At 55.7% G+C, this 18,945-nt stretch carries 18 protein-coding genes and 1 pseudogene; 7 read left to right on the top strand and 12 right to left on the bottom strand.

What is annotated here, in order from left to right:
- Genes HGO37_RS18065 through HGO37_RS18045 form a run of 5 tightly spaced genes read left to right on the top strand, consistent with a single transcriptional unit; the run spans position 1 to position 6,729 of the window.
- Positions 1-2,076, top strand: a complete 2,076-nt coding sequence (locus tag HGO37_RS18065; protein WP_250984529.1) for a hydantoinase/oxoprolinase family protein — start codon at positions 1-3, stop codon at positions 2,074-2,076.
- An 11-nt stretch (positions 2,077-2,087) separates the two neighbouring features.
- Positions 2,088-3,752, top strand: coding sequence for a hydantoinase B/oxoprolinase family protein (locus HGO37_RS18060; protein ID WP_250984528.1), 1,665 nt, complete (start codon positions 2,088-2,090; stop codon positions 3,750-3,752).
- Between the two features lie 9 nt (positions 3,753-3,761).
- A complete protein-coding gene (locus HGO37_RS18055) occupies positions 3,762-4,574 on the top strand; it encodes an aspartate/glutamate racemase family protein (RefSeq protein WP_250984527.1) in 813 nt (270 codons plus the stop codon).
- A gap of 13 nt (positions 4,575-4,587) precedes the next feature.
- A complete protein-coding gene (locus HGO37_RS18050) occupies positions 4,588-5,691 on the top strand; it encodes a M24 family metallopeptidase (RefSeq protein ID WP_250984526.1) in 1,104 nt (367 codons plus the stop codon).
- 33 nt (positions 5,692-5,724) lie between these two features.
- A complete protein-coding gene (locus tag HGO37_RS18045) occupies positions 5,725-6,729 on the top strand; it encodes a zinc-binding dehydrogenase (RefSeq protein ID WP_250984525.1) in 1,005 nt (334 codons plus the stop codon).
- Positions 6,730-6,735: 6 nt separating this feature from the next.
- Here HGO37_RS18045 and HGO37_RS18040 read toward each other — a convergent pair whose 3' ends face one another.
- Positions 6,736-7,716, bottom strand: a complete 981-nt coding sequence (locus HGO37_RS18040; protein WP_250984524.1) for a 3'-5' exonuclease — start codon at positions 7,714-7,716, stop codon at positions 6,736-6,738.
- Positions 7,717-7,908: 192 nt separating this feature from the next.
- A pseudogene (gene dnaE2, locus HGO37_RS18035) lies at positions 7,909-8,295 on the bottom strand (error-prone DNA polymerase); the annotation flags it as partial.
- Between the two features lie 57 nt (positions 8,296-8,352).
- Here dnaE2 and HGO37_RS18030 point away from each other — a divergent pair.
- Positions 8,353-8,721 (top strand): hypothetical protein, encoded by a 369-nt coding sequence (locus tag HGO37_RS18030; protein ID WP_250984620.1) that lies wholly within the window; start codon positions 8,353-8,355, stop codon positions 8,719-8,721.
- Between the two features lie 143 nt (positions 8,722-8,864).
- Here HGO37_RS18030 and HGO37_RS18025 read toward each other — a convergent pair whose 3' ends face one another.
- From HGO37_RS18025 to HGO37_RS17985, 9 genes are all read right to left on the bottom strand, one after another.
- A complete protein-coding gene (locus tag HGO37_RS18025; RefSeq protein ID WP_192489713.1) occupies positions 8,865-9,896 on the bottom strand; it encodes an L-idonate 5-dehydrogenase in 1,032 nt (343 codons plus the stop codon).
- A gap of 8 nt (positions 9,897-9,904) precedes the next feature.
- Positions 9,905-10,852 carry a 2-hydroxyacid dehydrogenase gene (locus HGO37_RS18020; RefSeq protein WP_250984523.1) on the bottom strand — a complete coding sequence of 316 codons (948 nt, stop codon included), beginning with the start codon at positions 10,850-10,852 and terminating at the stop codon, positions 9,905-9,907.
- A gap of 139 nt (positions 10,853-10,991) precedes the next feature.
- Positions 10,992-11,762: an SDR family oxidoreductase gene (locus HGO37_RS18015; RefSeq protein ID WP_250984522.1), complete on the bottom strand. Its 771-nt coding sequence runs from the start codon at positions 11,760-11,762 to the stop codon at positions 10,992-10,994.
- 139 nt (positions 11,763-11,901) lie between these two features.
- Positions 11,902-12,576 carry a 4-carboxy-4-hydroxy-2-oxoadipate aldolase/oxaloacetate decarboxylase gene (locus tag HGO37_RS18010; RefSeq protein ID WP_250984521.1) on the bottom strand — a complete coding sequence of 225 codons (675 nt, stop codon included), beginning with the start codon at positions 12,574-12,576 and terminating at the stop codon, positions 11,902-11,904.
- Positions 12,577-12,679: 103 nt separating this feature from the next.
- Complete coding sequence (locus HGO37_RS18005; RefSeq protein WP_250984520.1) at positions 12,680-13,516, bottom strand: ABC transporter substrate-binding protein; 837 nt, start codon at positions 13,514-13,516, stop codon at positions 12,680-12,682.
- Between the two features lie 31 nt (positions 13,517-13,547).
- The gene (locus HGO37_RS18000; protein ID WP_192489718.1) at positions 13,548-14,309 is read right to left on the bottom strand and encodes an amino acid ABC transporter ATP-binding protein; all 762 of its coding nucleotides are present in this window, start codon (positions 14,307-14,309) and stop codon (positions 13,548-13,550) included.
- Positions 14,306-15,064 (bottom strand): amino acid ABC transporter permease, encoded by a 759-nt coding sequence (locus HGO37_RS17995; RefSeq protein ID WP_192489719.1) that lies wholly within the window; start codon positions 15,062-15,064, stop codon positions 14,306-14,308. The genes HGO37_RS18000 and HGO37_RS17995 overlap by 4 nt, the downstream gene beginning before the upstream one ends.
- Entirely contained in the window at positions 15,061-15,768 is a 708-nt protein-coding gene (locus tag HGO37_RS17990; RefSeq protein ID WP_250984519.1) for an amino acid ABC transporter permease, read from the bottom strand. The genes HGO37_RS17995 and HGO37_RS17990 overlap by 4 nt, the downstream gene beginning before the upstream one ends.
- On the bottom strand, positions 15,765-16,544 hold the full coding sequence (locus tag HGO37_RS17985) for an SDR family oxidoreductase (protein ID WP_250984518.1): 780 nt from the start codon (positions 16,542-16,544) through the stop codon (positions 15,765-15,767). The genes HGO37_RS17990 and HGO37_RS17985 overlap by 4 nt, the downstream gene beginning before the upstream one ends.
- Positions 16,545-16,774: 230 nt before the next feature.
- Here HGO37_RS17985 and nac point away from each other — a divergent pair, with 230 nt between their 5' ends.
- Entirely contained in the window at positions 16,775-17,680 is a 906-nt protein-coding gene (nac, locus tag HGO37_RS17980; RefSeq protein ID WP_192489722.1) for a nitrogen assimilation transcriptional regulator NAC, read from the top strand.
- Positions 17,681-17,726: 46 nt separating this feature from the next.
- Here the strand turns inward: nac and HGO37_RS17975 are convergent, their stop codons facing one another.
- Entirely contained in the window at positions 17,727-18,932 is a 1,206-nt protein-coding gene (locus HGO37_RS17975) for a pyridoxal phosphate-dependent aminotransferase (protein ID WP_250984517.1), read from the bottom strand.
- Positions 18,933-18,945 lie beyond the last annotated feature (13 nt).

Here is an 18,945-nt window from a genome sequence, read left to right as displayed (position 1 = left end):
ATGAGCGGAAAAACCATTCGCGTCGCAACCGATGTCGGTGGCACGTTCACCGATCTCGTTTGCTTCGAAACGGACCACGCAACCGGTGAAGCAACCATCACCACCGCAAAGTCGGACACCACGCCTCCCAACTTTGAACAGGGTGTTCTCAATGTTCTGGACAAGGGCGGCATTGATCCTGCCAGCGTGGATTTCTTTGCCCACGGCACCACCGTTGTCATCAATGCGCTGACTGAGCGCAAGGGCGTCAAAGTTGGCCTGATCACCACAGAAGGTTTCCGTGACACGCTGGAAATTGCCCGCGGCAACCGCCCGGACTTTTTCAACCTGCATTATGAAAAGCCCGACGTTTTTGTGCCGCGTTATCTGCGTCGTGAACTGCCGGGACGTTTTACCTACAAAGGCGAGGAAGTAACGCCGCTTGATCTCTCTACACTGCCGGAGATTTTGAAGATTTTCCGGGATGATGGCGTTGAAGCCATCGCCGTCTGCTTCCTGCATTCCTATGCCAACCCATCGCATGAACAGGCTGTTATTGCCGAGATCGCAAAGCTGTGGCCAGAAGTGGCGGTCGTCTCCTCACACCAGATCACCCGTGAATGGCGCGAATATGAGCGCAGCAATACCACTGTTATGTCGGCCTATGTGCAGCCAGCCGCCGAACGTTATCTCAAACGGTTGAACGATGGCCTGAAAACCAAGGGTTTTGATGGCAACCTGTTTATCATGCAGTCCAACTGCGGCGTAGATTCGCTGGATTCGGTTTCGAAAATCCCGATCACCATGGTTGAATCGGGCCCTGCCTCCGGTTTCTGGGGTGCCGCAGAACTGGGCAAGCTAATTGGTGAACCAAATGTGCTGGCACTTGATATCGGTGGCACGACGGCAAAATGCTCGCTGATCGAAGGCGGTCAGGTCCGCATCATGACCGATTACTGGATCGAGCGCGACCGCACCTCCGCCGGATATCCAATCATGGTACCGGTCGTCGACCTCGTGGAAATCGGCAACGGTGGCGGCTCGATTTCCTGGGTAGATGATTTCGGCAAGCTGCATGTCGGTCCGAAATCGGCAGGCGCGATGCCTGGACCTGCGGCCTATGGCCGTGGCGGCACGGAAGCGACAACAACGGATGCCAATCTTTGGCTGGGACGTATCAACCGTGATTATTTCTGCGGCGGTTCGGTCGAGGCCGACATGGCCGCGACTGAAAAGGCGCTGAATGCCGTTGGCGGCAAGCTTGGCGTATCTTCCGACGAGGTAGCACGTGGCATTATCCGTATTGCCAACAACAACATGGTCAACGCGCTGAAGCTGGTGTCGCTGAACCGTGGCTTCGACCCGCGTGACTTCACCCTGGTGGCGTTTGGCGGCGGCGGTGCCATGCATGCCGTGGCACTGGGCATGGAACTGGGCGTCAAAAAGGTTGTGATTCCGGCAGGTGCATCGGTTTTCTCTGCATGGGGCATGATGATGTCCGATCTGCGCCGCGATTATTTCGTGACCAAGCTGGCCGACCTGAAAGATGGTGCCGCGGCAATGATCGAAAACCTGTTCAGCGAAAGCGAAACGCTGGCCAAGGAGCAGTTTGCCGCCGAAGGCATCGACGCCCCCAAGGTCAAATTCCTGCGCTATGGCAAGTTCCGCTACCAGAACCAGGAACATACGACGGAAGTTCTGATCGATGGAGGCACGATCACGCAGGCACGCTTGCAGGAAATCGAGACCGACTTCCACGAAACCTATGAGCGCGAATACACCTATCGTCTCAAGGCGCCGGTGGAACTGGTCGGCATTCACCTCGTGGCCTTTGCCGAGGTTGGCAAACTGAAGATGCAGGAAAAACCGCTTGGCAACAGCGACGCATCGCCAGCTACCAAAAGCACCCGCAAGGTCGATTACGCTCTGGAAGGTGTTCACGACGCTACGATCTACGACGGCACAAAATTGCAGCCCGGCATGCAGGTGAAAGGCCCGGCCGTGATTGAAGATCCTGGCACCACCATCGTCATCCATCCCGACAATCGCGTCGAGGTCGATGGTTTCGGCAACATTCACATCCATCTTGGCGCCTGAAGGAGCTGGACATGGCAGAACAAATCCACGACCCCATCACGCTTGAAATCATTCAGAACTCATTGCAGGCCACGGCTGACGAAATGTTTGCCGCCATGCGCAAAACGGCGATGAGTTCCATCATCTACGAAGTTTTGGACATGGGCACGGGCATTACCGATGCCAAGGGCCATCTGGCTTCTTCCGGAGCAGGTATTCCGGGCTTCATCGGTGTTCTCGACAAGTCGGTAAAATTCGTTGTTCAGAAGTTCTCCGAGCCCGGCGATATTGAACCCGGTGACGTTTTCATCACCAACGACCCCTATTACGGCGGCGTGACCCACCTCAACGACCTGATCGTTGTCATGCCGGTGTTCTCCGAAGGGCGGATCATTGCCTGGACAGCGAACATTGCCCACAATTCCGACATTGGCGGCATGGCGCCGGGATCCTTGTCGTCGGAGGCAACGGAAATTTTCCAGGAAGGTTTGCGCCTGCCTGCCATCAAGATGATTTCCCGTGGCCAGCCCATCCGTCCGGTTTTCGAGATCATCACCACCAACTCCCGCATGCCGGACTTTCTGGAAGGCGATCTCTGGGCGGCAATCGCCTCGGTTCGCATCGGCGCCAAACGGCTTGAAGAACTGGCGGTCAAATACGGCGTTTCGACCTTTGAAGCGGCTATGGTGCAGTTCATGAATTTCGGGGAACAGGTATCGCGTGCCGAACTGGCCAAATTGCCGCACGGCACCTACTCACTTTCGGAAGAGCAGGATGACGGACGTTTCTTCAATGTTTCCATCACCGTCTCGGCCGATGAATTCATTGTAGATTTGCGCGATAATCCGGATCAGGACAATGGCCCGTTCAACGCCGGACGCGATGACACGCTGGTCAGCATGCAGGTCATTTTCAAGGCGCTGACCGACCCTGCCTCACCGGCCAATGAAGGCTCCTTCCGTCCGCTGAAGGTGCTGACGAAAGAAGGCACCGTATTCCATGCCAAGGAACCGGCCGCCGTTGGCTTCTATTACGAAGTCGGCATTCGCGTTTACGATCTGGTCTGGCGCTGCCTTGCTCCACATATGCCGGGCAAGCTGCCATCCGGTCACTTCTCATCCATCGCCGGAACCTTCATCGGCGGTATTCACCCGGATACCGGCCGGCAATACACCATCATTGAACCTCAGATTGGTGGCTGGGGTGCCAGCGAAGGCCGCGATGGTAACAGCGCCATCTTCTCAGGCGTGCATGGAGAGACCTATAATTGCCCGGCGGAAATCTCCGAAGCCCGCAATGGACTGATCATCGACCGCATGGAGTTGAACACCGAACCGGGCGGCGAAGGCAAATGGTCAGGCGGCCACGGCATTCGCATCGATTACCGCATTCGACGCGATAACTCCTTTCTCACACTCGGTTATACCCGCTCACGGATCATGCCGTGGTCGCTGGATGGCGGCAATGAAGGAACGGCAAACTATGCCCTCGTCATGCGCAAGGATGGAGCACAGGAACGCCACGCCTATGCATCCGGCATCCGTGTCGACAAGGATGACGTGATCCGCATCATTACGGGTACCGGCGGCGGCTTGGGCAACCCGAAAGAGCGTGATCCGGCACTGGTCGCGCAAGATATTCGCAATGGCTTCATTACGCCTGAACGTGCTGCCGATGTTCATGGTTACAAGGTCTGAGATCGCGCCATGACCAACAAACCTCTCAAGATCATGTACCTCAATCCGGTTGCCGCAAATCCTGAGGTCGATGCCATCTTTGCGGAGATGGCACGTGACCATAAACTGCCGGGCACTGAGGTGCATGTAACCGCCTTGCCGAAAGACCAGTACGGTTTTTCGCATATCGAGTTTCGGGCCTACGAGGCACTGGTCACCAGAGGCATCATGCGGGCGGTCAGAGCCGCCGCGCAGGAAGGTTTTGACGCGCTTGCCATCGGTTGTTTTTACGACACGGCCCTGCATGACGCCCGCGAAATTTCGGGTGACATGATCATCACAGCACCATGTGTTGCTTCCTGCGAGATCGCTGCCAGCCTCGTCAATCGCTTCGGAATTATTGTTGGCCGCCGCAAATGGGTAAACCAGATGCACGCCAATGTCGTGGAATACGGCCATGGCAAACGCCTTGCCGGATTTTACGAGGTCGGGCTTGGTGTCGATGATTTCCAGAAAGACCATGACGAGACGGCACGCCGACTGAAACAGGCGGGTCGCAAGGCCGTTGAAGAAGGTTATGCAGAGGCACTCATCCTTGGCTGCACCATGGAAATCGGTTTCTACAAGGAGCTTGAAAAGGAGCTCGGTGTACCGGTAATCGATCCGTCGATTGCAGCGTTGAAACGGGCAGAATATGCCGCCCTTCTCAAACAGCAATGCGGTTGGGGACCGGGGCGCAAATGGTCCTGCGAACCACCATCAGAAACGGAAATGGCAAAATTTGATGCCTTTGGCGGTGACGAACCCGTCTTTGGCAGCCGCATCATTATTGCGGCAAACTAGGAGGACACACATAATGGGCAACCAGACACAAAACCGGCTTTCCGCCTTGCGCGCACAAATGAAGGCAACGGGTACGGGACTGCTGGCCGTTGGCCCCGGTTCACATATGGAATGGGTGCTGGGCTTTCACCCAATGCAAGATGAGCGGCCTTGCCTGCTGCTGGTTTCGCCAACCAAGGAAGCATTTTTGATGCCGGCCCTCAATGCGGACGGCACTCGCGAGCATACCGACATATCTTTCTTCAATTGGAGTGACGACCAGGGACCGGAAAAGGCGCTGAAGGAAGCGCTTGAAGCCATCGGCGCCACTGCGCCTGGTGTGGTCGCCTTGGATGAAACCATGCGCGCCGATTTTGCTCTTTTGCTGCTGCATGCCTTGCCGGACAACACGAAAAGCGAGTTCACACCGGCGTCCCTCGGCGGGTTGCGCATGCGTAAGGATGCCAGCGAATATGAAAAGCTGAAAATGAATGCCGGCATCGCAGACCGCGCCATGCAAAAGGCCTTTGCCACGCTGCGTTCAGGCCTCAGCGAAAACGAAGTTGCCGCAGAAATCCGTGCACATTTTTCCTCGGAAGGTGCTGATCCAAAATTCTGGATTGTCGGCGCTGGCGGCAATGGTGCATTTCCACATCACCATACCGGTGATCGGATCATCCAGAAAGGCGACGCCGTGGTTATCGACATTGGTGGTCGCAAGGATGGTTTCCCAAGCGATATTACCCGCATGGCGGTGGTTGGTGAGGCGCCGGAAGGCTATGCCGAAGTTCATGCCATTGTCGAAAAGGCAGTTCAGGCTGCTCTCAAAACCGCCCGCCCCGGCGTGAAGGCAAAAGAGGTTGATGCTGCCGCACGTTCGGTCATCACCGAAGCCGGATACGGCCCTTATTTCGTGCACCGGACCGGTCACGGCATGGGCATTGACGGCCATGAGCCACCCTATATCACTGCCACCTCGGAAACGGTGCTCGAAGAAGGCATGGTTTTTTCCATCGAACCCGGCATCTACCTGCCCGGCCGTTTCGGTATTCGTCTGGAAGACATCGTCATCCTGCGCGCCGATGGCCCGGAGATTTTCTCCTCGCTGCCACGTGATCTGCACACAACGAAGGCATGATCCCGACATCGTTTTGCAGGAAGGACAAAAGCCATGGCACGTGCCTGGGTCATCAACAGCTATTCCGGTTATCAGGGGCTTTCACTCGTGAATGTCCCCGTCGAACAGCCGGGACCTGGTGAGGTCAGGCTAAGGGTCGAGGCTTTTGCCCTGAACTGGGGCGACATGGATCTGATGTTGGACAATTACTCCTTCAGCTTCCATGACTTTCCCGCCAGGATCGGCATGGAAGCTGCGGGCATTGTGGAAGCCGTTGGAGAGGGTGTTGAAGGGATCGCAATCGGCGAGCGTTACTGCACATTACCCTATTTCTATTACCAGCGTGGCGCCAGCACCGAGACATTGATCATTGACGCCAGGTACGTAACGCCGGCGCCGGAAGGGCTCTCCGCTGTCGAAAGCGCTTCCATCTGGATGCAATATATGACGGCCTATTTTCCGCTGGCCGAAATCTCAAAGGTCGGAGCTGGCAATCACGTGCTGGCGACGGCAGCAACCAGTACGGCCGGAACTGCCTCGTTGGAAATTGGACGCATTCTGGGTGCGACGATGGTCGGCACGACCCGCTTTGCGGCCAATCGCGACTACCTGCAGATGAAGGGTGCTGACCATATTGTTGTTACCGATGGCACAGGCGCATCCGTTGCTGAACAACTCTTGGAAATGACCGGTGGCAAGGGCATCGATGCCGCATTCGATCCGGTGGGCGAAACCATGATTGCGCAATATAGTCCGGCATTGGCCCGAGACGCGCGGATCTATTTTTACGGCACGCTCGACACTAAGCCGCCTGTCTTACCAATGAAGGACATGTTCCAGAAAAACGCGACCTTTCAGCCTTATTCACTGTTCAACTACGTTGAAAATCCTGACATGTGCGCGCGCGGCAAGGCTTTTGTCTATCAGCATCTGAAAGACGGGCGCATCAAACCTTCCATTGACCGGGTCTACCCGATGGAAGAGTACATAAAAGCCTGGGATTATCTGCGCAAACCGCGCACCAGCCACGGCAAGGTGGTTATCAAGACAGGTCTTTGACCTGTCTCAGCCTGCCCGGAAACGATCAAAAGCGGTCAGACGCCGAATGGGAGGATCGGCCTCCCAGCGATAAATCTCGTTCCGCAGGAAATGCATCTCGTCGTCGAATTTCTCTTCCGGCAATTCCACCCACCAGGATTTCGGGCGACCGTCAGAGCCATCCGACCACCGGTAACCGCGTGCCTTGAGATGGTCCTTCATGTCGAAGGGCGAGTTTTCGGCATAGATACGAACACGCGACAACTGGCTGGCGGCATGAAGTTCCGAAAATGGTGTGCTCGCGGCGGGTGCGCGCTGCAGGGCAAGCACTTCAAGCAGGGCAAAACAGTCATCGACGGCACGGTGCCCATCGTGGAAGTAACCCGACTGTCCAATCAGATAGCCCAGTTTGCTGCCTTCGAAACCCCGGGCCGACCAGTCGACTTCAGCAACCGAACAGCCCCAGGCCTTATGAACAAAAACCGGTGAAAAGGCTTCACAGAACGGCCGATCAAAACCGGCATTATGCGCGATAATCAGATCAGCCGGTTCAATCAGAGAATTCATACGATCCCGGTCAATCACCTGGCCGGCAACCATATCGTCGGTGATCCTTGTCAGCCGTGTAATCTCTGGCGGTATCGAAACGCTCGGCTGTTGAAGACCGCCATAAATATCCGTGACATCGCCGATCTGGCCGTCATCGTTAAAGGTGAAAGCCACCAGCCCGATCTCGATAATCTCATCGGAACGGTAATTCAGACCGGTTGTCTCGGTATCGAGAACAATGCCACGACGCGGGAATTCCGGGCGCGGATGTTTAACGATCGGCGGCGCCTGAAGCTTGCGCAAAATGCGATAATCACCGGTGGATTCGAGATGTCGGGCCATGGCCTCGCTATCGACTGGAACCTCTTCCTGGCGTCCCCGCGCACGCGCCGGGGACCTGGCAATGCTCACGCTTGCAGTTTTGCCGGACGATGCAAAGAAGTCGAGTTGTGAAGTCATGCTGTTCCAATCCGTATACGGCAACCTTGGGGCTAACAGAGTCGCCATTGCAGGGCAAGCAACGCCAGGTTCTATCGGAAGTCGCGCGTCTTGACCCGGATTTCACCCCGATGGCTGTGAGGGGTAAGGATGGTGCCCGATTTTGGCCGGCCTCTTGGATCCGGCAGCGGCATGCCATTATGGAACTCATCCAACAACCTGAACCACCTCCCCCTCCCGCTGAATATAACCTTTGATGCCCATCATGCTAGCACCGAGGACGATACTGCACTGTTTCTCATACACTTTGGACCATACGACCACATTGGCGACACCCATTTCATCTTCTATAGTGATGAACATCACACCCTTGGCCGATCCAGGCCGCTGGTGCACCAAATATGATCCCGGCAACCTCGACCCAACGTTTGTAAGGAGACGCCACCGCATCTGCGCAGGGTCAGCCCGACATGACTGTAGTCTTCAACAACCTCACCGCCCGCCGATATTGATCTCAAAGCGACAGTCGGCTCATTCTGATCCACCACGGAAACCGCTTCCAGTCTTGTGGCAGCCAAAAAGTGGCAGCGGCTCATCGCGGTGCAGGCCACGCCTATAGTTCCAGACGAAGGGCCGCAAGCGGCAGACGACAATGCGATGGCAGGCTTCAACCTGATGACACAACAAGGGTTGTTCTGGTTGTGGAGCGCGCAAAAGCATGCGCCGCCCGTCTTGTGTCAGCAATGTCCGCACGCGCCTCTAGGCCGGCAGTTGCGAACCGCTGGACCATCGACGTCAGCAGGAGAAAACCCGCAACGCCCAAAAAGCAAGTCGCTCGAGCGCCTCACCATCTCCCCGACTGTCCGTATCCGCAACGACCAGCTCCGGCACAAGTGCCTGCGCTTTGGCCAGAGCCATGCCGACGGAAAGGCCAAGCCTTCAGGCATTGGCGTCGAGAGCCGCGACAGAACGACGTCGGCCGTCACGGTCAGCAAGCCACCAGCGGTTTATCGATTGGCGGCGTAGCGGTGCACGAAAGCCGTCTCAGACGGTCTGTTGGCCAACGGGGCGGGTACAACGACACAACCATGACCATAGCAGACATGGGCAAGCTCTTGTGGCGCAAGGTCATGCCATCTGCCTGACCTTGGTTTTTTTCGCATGGCGGATCAAAATGCCAATTGCACTTTCATTGACTTTGTTCTGTCTGCGGCTGTTTCGAATGCGGTGACGGCTTCGTTGAGCGGGAAAGTTCCGGTCAGAAGTGGTTTGAGATCAACACGGCCCTTGTTGATGAAGTCGACCGCAAGCCCGAACTCCTCATGGAACCGGAACGTGCCCTTCATTTCGATTTCCTTGGCAACCACCATGTTTTGCGGAATGGAGACATCGCCACCCAGCCCAAGCTGCACAACGGTCGAGCGCGGACGAAGAACCTCAAGCCCCGAGCGCACAGCGCTCTGGTTGCCCGACGCCTCGAACTGAACGTCAAAATATCCCTTGTTGGCGGAATAGGCAGAGAGCTGATCGGCATTGTCGGCAACATTGATCACCCGGTCAGCACCAACATCCAGTGCCTTCTTCAGCACCGCATCCATCACATCGGTTGCCACAATCTCGCGCGCCCCATGCGCCCGTGCTGCAATGATCGCCAGCGCTCCAATGGGTCCACAGCCGGTCACCAGAACCCGCTTGTCGGTCAAGGCTCCAGCCCGTGTCACCGCATGCAGTGTGACGGCAAAGGGTTCAGCCATCGCCGCTTCATGGATCGACACACCCTCTTCTACCCTGTGGCACTGCCAGGCCTGCGCCACCAGCCTCTGGCGGAACGCGCCCTGGATATGCGGCATCGGCATGGCGCTGCCATAAAACCGCATGTTGAGGCAGTGGTTCTGCTGCCCCTTCAGGCAATATTCGCAGTCATTGCAAGGACGGCTTGGCGAGACCGCAACACGATCACCCACGGAAAGCCCCGAGACACCCTCACCCAGCGCCTTGATCGTACCGGCCACCTCATGGCCGAGGATCATCGGTTCGCGGATGCGCACGGTGCCAAAACCACCGTGATTATAGTAATGCAGGTCAGAGCCGCAAATACCGCCCGCTTCAATGGCAACCTCTACCTGACCCGGACCAACAGGTTCGACGTCTCTCTCCTCGATACGCAGATCCTTTGCGGCATGTATGACGACGGCTTTCATGGCTTCTCTCACAGAACAGGCGTTAACAGGGCAGACCCGGCAAAATGCGCGGCGAGATTGTCTCGTACCAGCTTGCCCATGGCCTTGCGGGTCTCAATGGTTCCAGACGCATGGTGCGGCTGAACCAGTACATTGTCGAGTTGCAGAAAACGTGGATTGAGCTTTGGCTCACCCTCAAACACATCAAGCGCTGCCGAACCAAGCGTCCTGTTCTCCAGTGCTTCCAGCAGTGCCTCCTCATCGATGTTCGAGGCCCGTGAGATGTTGATCAGCATGCCCTCAGGTCCAAGTGCGGCAATCACATCCTTTGAGACAATATGGCGGGTGACAGCAGAAGCAGCCAGTGTGACGAACAGGCAGTCGGCATGCCGGGCCAGTTCCACCGGATCGGCAATATAAGTTAAACCTTCCGCATAGGATTTTGCCTCGACATCGCTATAGGCGATGTCCATATCAAAGCCACGCAGGCGCTTTGCGACTTCAAAGCCGATACGGCCAAGGCCCAGCACACCGGCCTTGCGGCCCCAGACGCGGCGCTTCAGCGGATAAAGACCTTTTTCCGCCCAGCTTCCGTCCTTGACCCAGGTCTCTGCGCCAATGATGCCACGTGACTGCACCAGCATCATTGCCACACCAAGGTCGGCCACATCATTGGTCAGCACATCAGGTGTATTGGTAACGCGAATGCCGCGAGCCCGGCAGGCTGCCAGATCAACCGCATCAAAACCGACACCGTAGACGCAGATCACTTCGAGCTTCGGCAGCTTGCCGATCAGTTCGGCAGAGGCACCCAGTTCACCACGGGTGGCAATCGCACGGATCTTGTCGCCATGCTGGTTCAGGAATGCATCGCGGTCGGCGGCTTCAAACAGCTTGTGCACCGTATAATGTGCATCCAACTCCACCTGATCCCATTCCGGGTATGGACCCGTCATCAGAATGTCCGGTTTGCTCATGGTTTCCTCCAAAAGATAAACACCGCTCACGCGGTTATGGTCAGTGGGCATGATCAGTAGTCATGGCCGATGGGCACGCATCCGCCATCACCGCCATCATGGGATGTCAAAAAGGCTCTTTGGCTCACGGAGCCAAAACTCAAAGGCTGGTGGTAATCCCGCCATCGACATAAAGCGTATGGCCATTCACAAACGACGATGCCTTGCCCGACAGGAACACAGCCGCGCCCACCAGCTCATCGACATTGCCCCAGCGGCCAGCCGGTGTGCGCTTCTCAAGCCAGGACGAGAACTCCTCACTATCGACCAGTGCCTGATTGAGCGGTGTCTTGAAGTATCCAGGAGCAATCGCATTGATCTGCAGGCCATATTTGGCCCAATCGGTGCACATGCCGCGTGTCAGGTTCTTCACCGCACCCTTGGTGGCCGTGTAGGGCGCAATTCCCGGACGGGCCAGTTCACTCTGCACCGAGGCGATATTGATGATCTTGCCACGACCACGGCCGATCATGTGACGCGCCACCGCCTGACCAACATAAAACACGCTGGAGATATTGGTCTTCAGCAACTGTTCCCACCGGTCAGCTGGAAAATCCTCCAGCGGTGAGCGGAACTGCATGCCGGCATTGTTGATCAGGATATCGATCGGTCCGATATCCCGCTCGATCGCCTCGACACCACGGTTGACCGCGTCAGCATCCGTCACGTCGAAATCTGCCGTATCGACAGCAACGCCCGTTTCAGCCTTCAGCGCTGCCGCCGCTTCGCCAAGCCGCACCTTGTCACGGCCATTCAGCACAACAGATGCACCATGCTCGATAAGACCCTGCGCCAAAGCAAGTCCAATCCCCTGCGACGAACCCGTCACCAAGACACGCAAACCGGACAAATCAAATAGTCGAGACGTCATCAGACCTTGTTCCTTAAAAGGAGGTGTCATTTCATTCAAGGGACGAACGGTATCGGACACCCAGCACACCGTTCCTCTTTTCTCATGGGATCACTGGCGATGGCGCGAAACAGCAGATCTGCCTCGCAACACCACATGATCAGATATCGACAACCAGACCCTTGGCCTTCAACACGGCCTCGAGATTGCTGACTTCGACAACCGATTTGCCCTGCTTGTAGGCTTCAATGTAACCAGCTTCGGCATCTTCGCGGATTTGCGACAGACGCGCCGATTCCTGGGCGTCTTCACGGCGCACGACAACCAGACCATCGGCATCACCAACGATAATATCGCCGGGATTGATGATTTCGCCGCCAACGATGATGCTGTCATTCACCGCGGCAATCGTTTCTTTCACAGTGCCCTTGATGCAGACGCTGAGAGAGAAAACCGGGAAACCGAGGTCTCTCAGTTGCAATGTGTCGCGCACACCGGTGTCAGTGACCAGACCGCCGATACCCTTTGCCAGGCAGGCATTGGCCAGCACGTCACCGAAAGAACCGGCTTCTTCATATTCACCAGCCGAAACAACAATGATGTCGCCGGGCTTGGCATAGTTGATGGCCAGCTGCAGCATGATGTTGTCGCGCGGGGCGCTTTTCACCGTGAAGGCAGGGCCGCACAGCTTCATCTTGTAGTCGACAGGCTTCAAACGGGAGGAAAGTGCACCTTTACGACCCTGTGCCTCATGGATGGTTGCAGGCGAGAACTTCGAAAGCGCTTCGATGTCTTCTTTGCTTGGCCGTTCTGCGATATCTTTAATGTGGATCATAAAAACCTCCCACGGTAAGGCATGCGGCGGGAACGTCCCGCCGCTCGCATTGATGTTGATGTGTGTGTTTCAATGGTTGCTGAGGGGCCTTAGCCCGGCAGGATCAAGGAATCGGGTCGAACTTCAGTTCGGAAAGTGGAACCACCTTGTCGGTACGGGTCATCTTGTATTCGGTATCCGGGCCAAGCCACTTGTCCCAAATCTTGTTGATCTCGCCGTCTGCATCGAGCTTCTTCAGCACTTCGTTGATCTTGGCTGTCAGAGCTGGATTGTCCTTGGCCATGCCAATACCGATCGGTTGATAGAGCATTGGCTCCTCAATCATGCGCATTGGCTTGCCCTTGGTCTTGGATTCGTTGACAAACTTCGTCGTTGTCATGGTGTTGGCAACCATGCCACGGGCTTTACCCTGCTGAACGGCGAGATAGGCAGACGCAGTGTCCTGGAAGGTCAAAGGATCGGACTTGTTGAGCTTGATCGACATTTCAGAGGTCGAGCCCTTGGTGGAGGCAACGCGCTGACCTTCATAGTCGGCCTTCTTCTGACCGGCATCATCAACCGGCACGATCAACATTTCCTTGGCAAGGTAATAGGGATCGCTGAACTGGATCTGCTCTGCGCGGCTCTGTGTATAGGCAAGGTTGGCAACCGTGATATCAACGCGGCCGAGCTTGACCTCTGGTACGCGGGCTTCAACCGACACAGGCTTGACCTCAGCCTTTACGCCGAGTTCCTTGGCAATGGCATTGCAAAGATCAACGTCGAAACCAGCCATTTCGCGGGTCTTTGGATCGGGAGCAGCAAAAGGAACAACGTCTGCGAAGGTCGCGCAACGCAAAACCTTGTTGGACATGATCGTATCCAGCTGATCCGCAGCGGCAGGCGTCGCAAGGGCTGTACCAGCGAGAATGGCGGTGAGTGTAAGGCATTTCCAGTTCATTGCAGTTCTCCTCTTATGATTTTGCTTGGTATCAGTGACGCAGATCGGACAGGAACCGCTGCGCGCGCGGATGGCGTGGTGTGGTGAAAAACTCTTCAGGCGTTGCCTTTTCGATAATTTCACCAGCATCGATAAACCAGATGCGGTCGGCAACTTCGCGGGCGAAGCCCATTTCATGCGTGACACACATCATGGTCATGCCTTCTGCGGCCAATCCCTTCATCACGGCCAGCACTTCGCCAACCATTTCAGGATCGAGCGCGCTTGTCGGCTCATCGAACAGCATGACCGGAGGCTCCATGGCCAAAGCGCGGGCAATCGCCACACGCTGCTGTTGACCGCCGGACAATTGAGCCGGGTAAGCGCCAGCCTTGTCGGCCAGACCAACTCGATCCAGAAGTTTCAATGCCTTGTCGCGGGCTACATCAGGTGCAACACCTTTGACGCGGATGGGCGAGATCGTCACATTTTCCAGCACCGACAGATGCGGAAACAAATTGAAGCTCTGGAACACGAAACCAACCCGGCTACGCAGCAGGTTGAGTTCCTTCGTTTTTGTCGCCGCATGAATGTCCTGGCCATCCAGCGTGATCGAACCGCTGTTGATTTCCTCAAGACGATTAACGGTGCGGATCAGCGTCGACTTTCCGGAACCCGAGGGACCACAGATGACCACCACTTCGCCACGCGCCACCTCAGCGTCAACATTTTTCAGAACCTGATAGTCGCCATAGCTTTTGCAGACATTCGAGATACGGATCGTCTGCTCTTTCGATGATGATGTCGTGGTCATGGCTGCTCCGTTATGATTTTGGCCTGCGCCAGCGTTTCCGGTTGCGGGCGGGCAACCACACCCGCGCGACGCTTGGCAATACGGCGCTCAACAGCATTGGCGAGATAGGTCAGGCTCCAGCAGATGGCGTAATAAACGATTGCCAGAATGAGGAAGACCTGGAAGGGCTGCGTCAGAAGCTGGTTGTTAACCTGACTTGCCGCGAAGGTAAGGTCCGGCACGTTAATGACATAACCAAGCGTCGTATCCTTAATCGTCGCAACGAAGGTCGAGATCATGCTCGGGATCATGTTATAGAGCGCCTGCGGCAGGATGATAAAACGCATGGCGCTGAGATAGCTGTGACCCAGCGCTCTTGCTGCATCCATCTGGCCTGCCCCTAGGGCAACAATACCAGCCCGGACAACCTCGCTAAGGAATGCGCCCTGATAGACAACGAGCGTCACCAGCATAATGGCGAAGCTTGGTACATCAGCGCCCGTCCACAACGGGATGAGGAAGTAGGTCCACAGGATCAGCATCAGCAACGGTACGCCGCGTGTGACATAAACAAGCGCTGTGATCGGCCACCGGACCATGCGCCATTTGGACAGGCGTGCCATGGCCATGAGAATGCTGACCGGGAACGCAAAGGCAATAGCGAGCGCTGACAGAATAAGCGTGTTGGCAAGGCCACCAAGCGGGCCATTCGGGTACTGACCGATCAACAAAAGCAGCCAGTAGTCTTGGATGATGGTGATCATATCTCCGATCATGTCCGTGCCCTCCATACAGGATCCAGACGCATCGACAGATAAGCTCCGGCAGCCATGATCAACAGCGAGAAGAAGAGATAAAGAACAGTCCCAACCAGATAGATTTCAAAGGTCTGGAAGCTGAGATTTTCAATTTCCTTGACCGCATGGGTCAATTCGGACGCACCGATAACCAGAGCAAGACTGCTGTTCTTGAACAGGGAAACGCTGTGGTTGATGAGCGGCGGCAATGCATTACGCACACCTTGCGGCATGATGATGAAGCGCATGGCCGACAGATAACCGTGCCCCAGTGCTTTTGCCGCCTCCATCTGCCCAGGACTAACCGAGCGCAAACCTGACCGCAAATCCTCACTGAAATAGGCGGCCTGACAAAGTCCAAGCCCTACCACGGCAAACACTGCTTCGGCGTTATGATCCGTCAGCCAGTTTGTCAGTCCCGACGGCAGCAACGTAAAGATACCGAAGTACCACAACATCAACTGTACCAGTGTCGGCACATTACGATGGTAGGAAACATATGCCGCAACAAGACGATCACCGAATTTGAACGGCGAAAAGCGGATGCACAACAGCACCAGCGCCAGTGACATGGCCAGCGACCACGAGCCAAGGAAGATAGCAAATGTGATCTTGATGCCGTGGAGCAGCATCCCGATGTACTCCTGATTGCTCAGGACGGACATCAGATCAAAGCCGCTCACGGCTTTGGCTCCTTGGTGGCATCAGACTGCGCGGCAGTTTGTGGCTTGGCAGTTTGAAGACCGCCCATCACCTGCAAGGTCGGCGTAATTTCCATGTGACCAATATTGACAGCTACCGGTGCTGCGATGGCAAAGGCTATTGCATCGGCGATGTCTTCGGCCTTCGGCAATTCAAAACCGTCGATAAAACGTTCACGTACGCTCGGGTCATTGCCGTGAACGTGATTGAAGATATCCGTCGCAACCCGGCCCGGGCAGATTTCCGTCACACGGACACGCTTGCCAAATGCATCCAGCCGCAACTGGTTCGACAGCATGGCAACACCAGCCTTGACGGCGTGATAGGTGGAGTTTCCTCCAAAGTTGTAATTGCCGGCAATCGACGAAATGTTGATGACGTGACCGCGGTCGCGCTCCACCATGCCCGGAACGATCAGGCGGCAGATATGCAGAACCGCACGCAGGTTCACATCGACAAGAAGATCAATGTCGTCGGCATCAGCCTGCAGAAATTTTTTCGGCCTGTCGACACCGGCATTATTAACCAGAATATCGAACTGAACCTTCTCGGAGAGAGTGGCAAGCGCTGCTCGATCGGTAACATCTATAGCATGCGCTATGCAGCCAGTACGATTTGCAAGTTCATTCAACGCATCCGCACTGCGGGCAACAGCATGAACTTCAATATTTTCGCGACGGAGCCGCTCTACAACTGCTGCGCCGATACCGGATGAAGCGCCGGTGACCAAAGCGGTCTTGTAATCGGAGAATGGCATTCTGATCCCCTTTATTTGTTGCCATGAACATTAGCTAAGCTTTGGGCTCTTGCCTAAGACCGATTACTTTTGGAGTAATAAGGAACTTTTATGGAGGGCAGAAAACAGCTTTTCCGTACGGGATTGGCGAAAATCCACCACAGCGAATTACGAAATTCATACAAGGGCCTGCATTGCAAAACCTGGCCGAGCCTGTAATCTGCGCGCCACCCAAAACCATTTGAAAAAACATGGATATAAGACGTTTAAAATCGTTCATCGTCATTGTTGATAGCGGCAGCATCACGCGTGCGGCAGATATTCTGCATCTCGCACAGCCGGCCCTCAGCCAGCAGCTCGCAGCGCTTGAAGAACATTTTGGCCAGAAGTTGCTCATCCGTAGCCAGCAGGGTGTGACGATGACCGATGCCGGCCACGCTGTTTACCGTCACGCGCAGATCATTCTGCGCCAGATGGAACAGGCACAGGTGGATGCATCGGCGGCTGGAAACTCGATTGCCGGACGGGTTTCCGTCGGTCTCGTACCCTTCAGCAGTGCAGCAACATTGTCGGTCGATCTCCTGGCCGAAACACGCAAACGTCATCCAGGCATTCTCATTCATCTGACCGAAAGCGTCGGACAGACCTATAGCCAGATGATCATGAACGGCCGCCTTGAGCTGGCCCTGATTCATGGCGTCGGCCCGATCAAGGGCGTGCGTTTCGAACCACTGCTGAGTGAAGAGTTTTATCTGGTGGCGCACCGGGATTTTGCCATCGAGGCGGACTCAAAACCGGTGCCGATTGCCGCGCTGGACGGTATGCCGATGCTGATGCCGCCTGCGTACAATTTTGTACGCCGTGCTGTCGATACGGCCTTTACCCGAAGCCGCATCAACCTCAAGGTTGTCGCAGAGGTAGAGATTGTCAGAACTCTCGCACGTGCCGTTGCCAATGGTCTTGGCGCAACCATCATGCCGAAGGCGATCGCCGACCGTATCGTCTCAGAAACAAGCGAACCGCTGATCTGTCGTATCTTGTCTCCTCGTATCGAGGAAACCCTGTCCTTATGCACATCCGACCAGAACTCTTTGTCGGAACCGGCATTTGCCGTGAAGGACATTCTGGTCGAGCTGACCGAAAAGTTGAAACTGTAAGGAAGTTACCTGCCGGCCCGACATTCAGGCCGGCAGATCAAATTTATCAGCGCATATCCTTGCAGTACTGCGCGATACGGGCGCAACCTTCGTTCAACATTTCGACGCTAGTGGCATAGGAAATGCGGAAATACGGGCTCATGCCATAGGCCGCGCCCTGAACGGTGGCAACGTGGTGTTCTTCCACCAGCCCCATGACAAAATCGACGTCACCTTCAATCTTGCGGCCACCCTTGGTGGTCTTGCCGATCAGCCCGGACATGTTCGGGTACAGGTAAAATGCACCTTCCGGCTTGTGGCAACGCAGACCCTCAATTTCCGCCAGCTTGCCCAGCACAAGATCGCGACGCTCGCGATAGATTGCAGCGCGTTCCTTCAACAGATCCTGCGGTCCATCCAATGCTGCAATGGCTGCGGCCTGCGTAACCGTGGCGATACCACCGCTATTTTGACCGTTCACGTTGCTGATCGCCGCAATCAGTTCCTTTGAACCGCTGGCGCAATAACCGAGACGCCAGCCGGTCATCGCATAAGCTTTGGAAACGCCATTCATCGTCAGAACACGGTCATAGAGACGTGGTTCGACATCAGCAATCGTGCCGAATTCAAACCCATCATAAACGAGATGTTCATAAATATCGTCGGTCAAGATCCAGACATCCGGATGACGCAACATCACCTCTGCAATTGCGGCCATTTCCGACCGTGAGCAGGCAGCACCGGTTGGATTGTTCGGGAAGTTCAACAGCAGCCATTTGGTACGCGGCGTGATTGCCGCTTCAAGATCTTCTGCACGCAGCTTGAAGCCGGTCTCTTCAACACAGGGAACAGGAACCGGCACACCGCCGGCAAACTTGACGATGTCGGCATAGCTCACCCATGACGGCGTTGGAATAACCACCTCATCACCCGGATTACAGGTCGCAAGCATGGCATTAAAAATAACCTGCTTGCCGCCGCCGGATACGATGATTTGGCTTGCATCATAGGTGAGGTTGTTGTCGCGCTTGAACTTTCTGGCGATAGCAGCCTTCAGCCCCGGTGTGCCATCCATAGGCGGATATTTTGTCTGGCCCCCAAGAGCAGCTTCATGGGCGGCCTCAATGGCATGGGCAGGTGTCGGAAAATCCGGTTCCCCAGACGACAGGCTGACAACCTTGATACCTTGCGCAGCCAGTTCTCTGGCACGCTGTGTCATGGCAGCAGAAGCGGATATGGAGACGTTTTTCAATCTGTCAGCGGTAGAAGGCATCGGAATGATCTTT

The organism is Rhizobium sp. CG4 (genome assembly GCF_023701965.1).
In the GTDB taxonomy this organism is placed as follows: domain Bacteria; phylum Pseudomonadota; class Alphaproteobacteria; order Rhizobiales; family Rhizobiaceae; genus Agrobacterium.
Note: the sequence above shows the minus strand (reverse complement) of the source record. Positions and strands in the feature narration are given on the sequence as shown.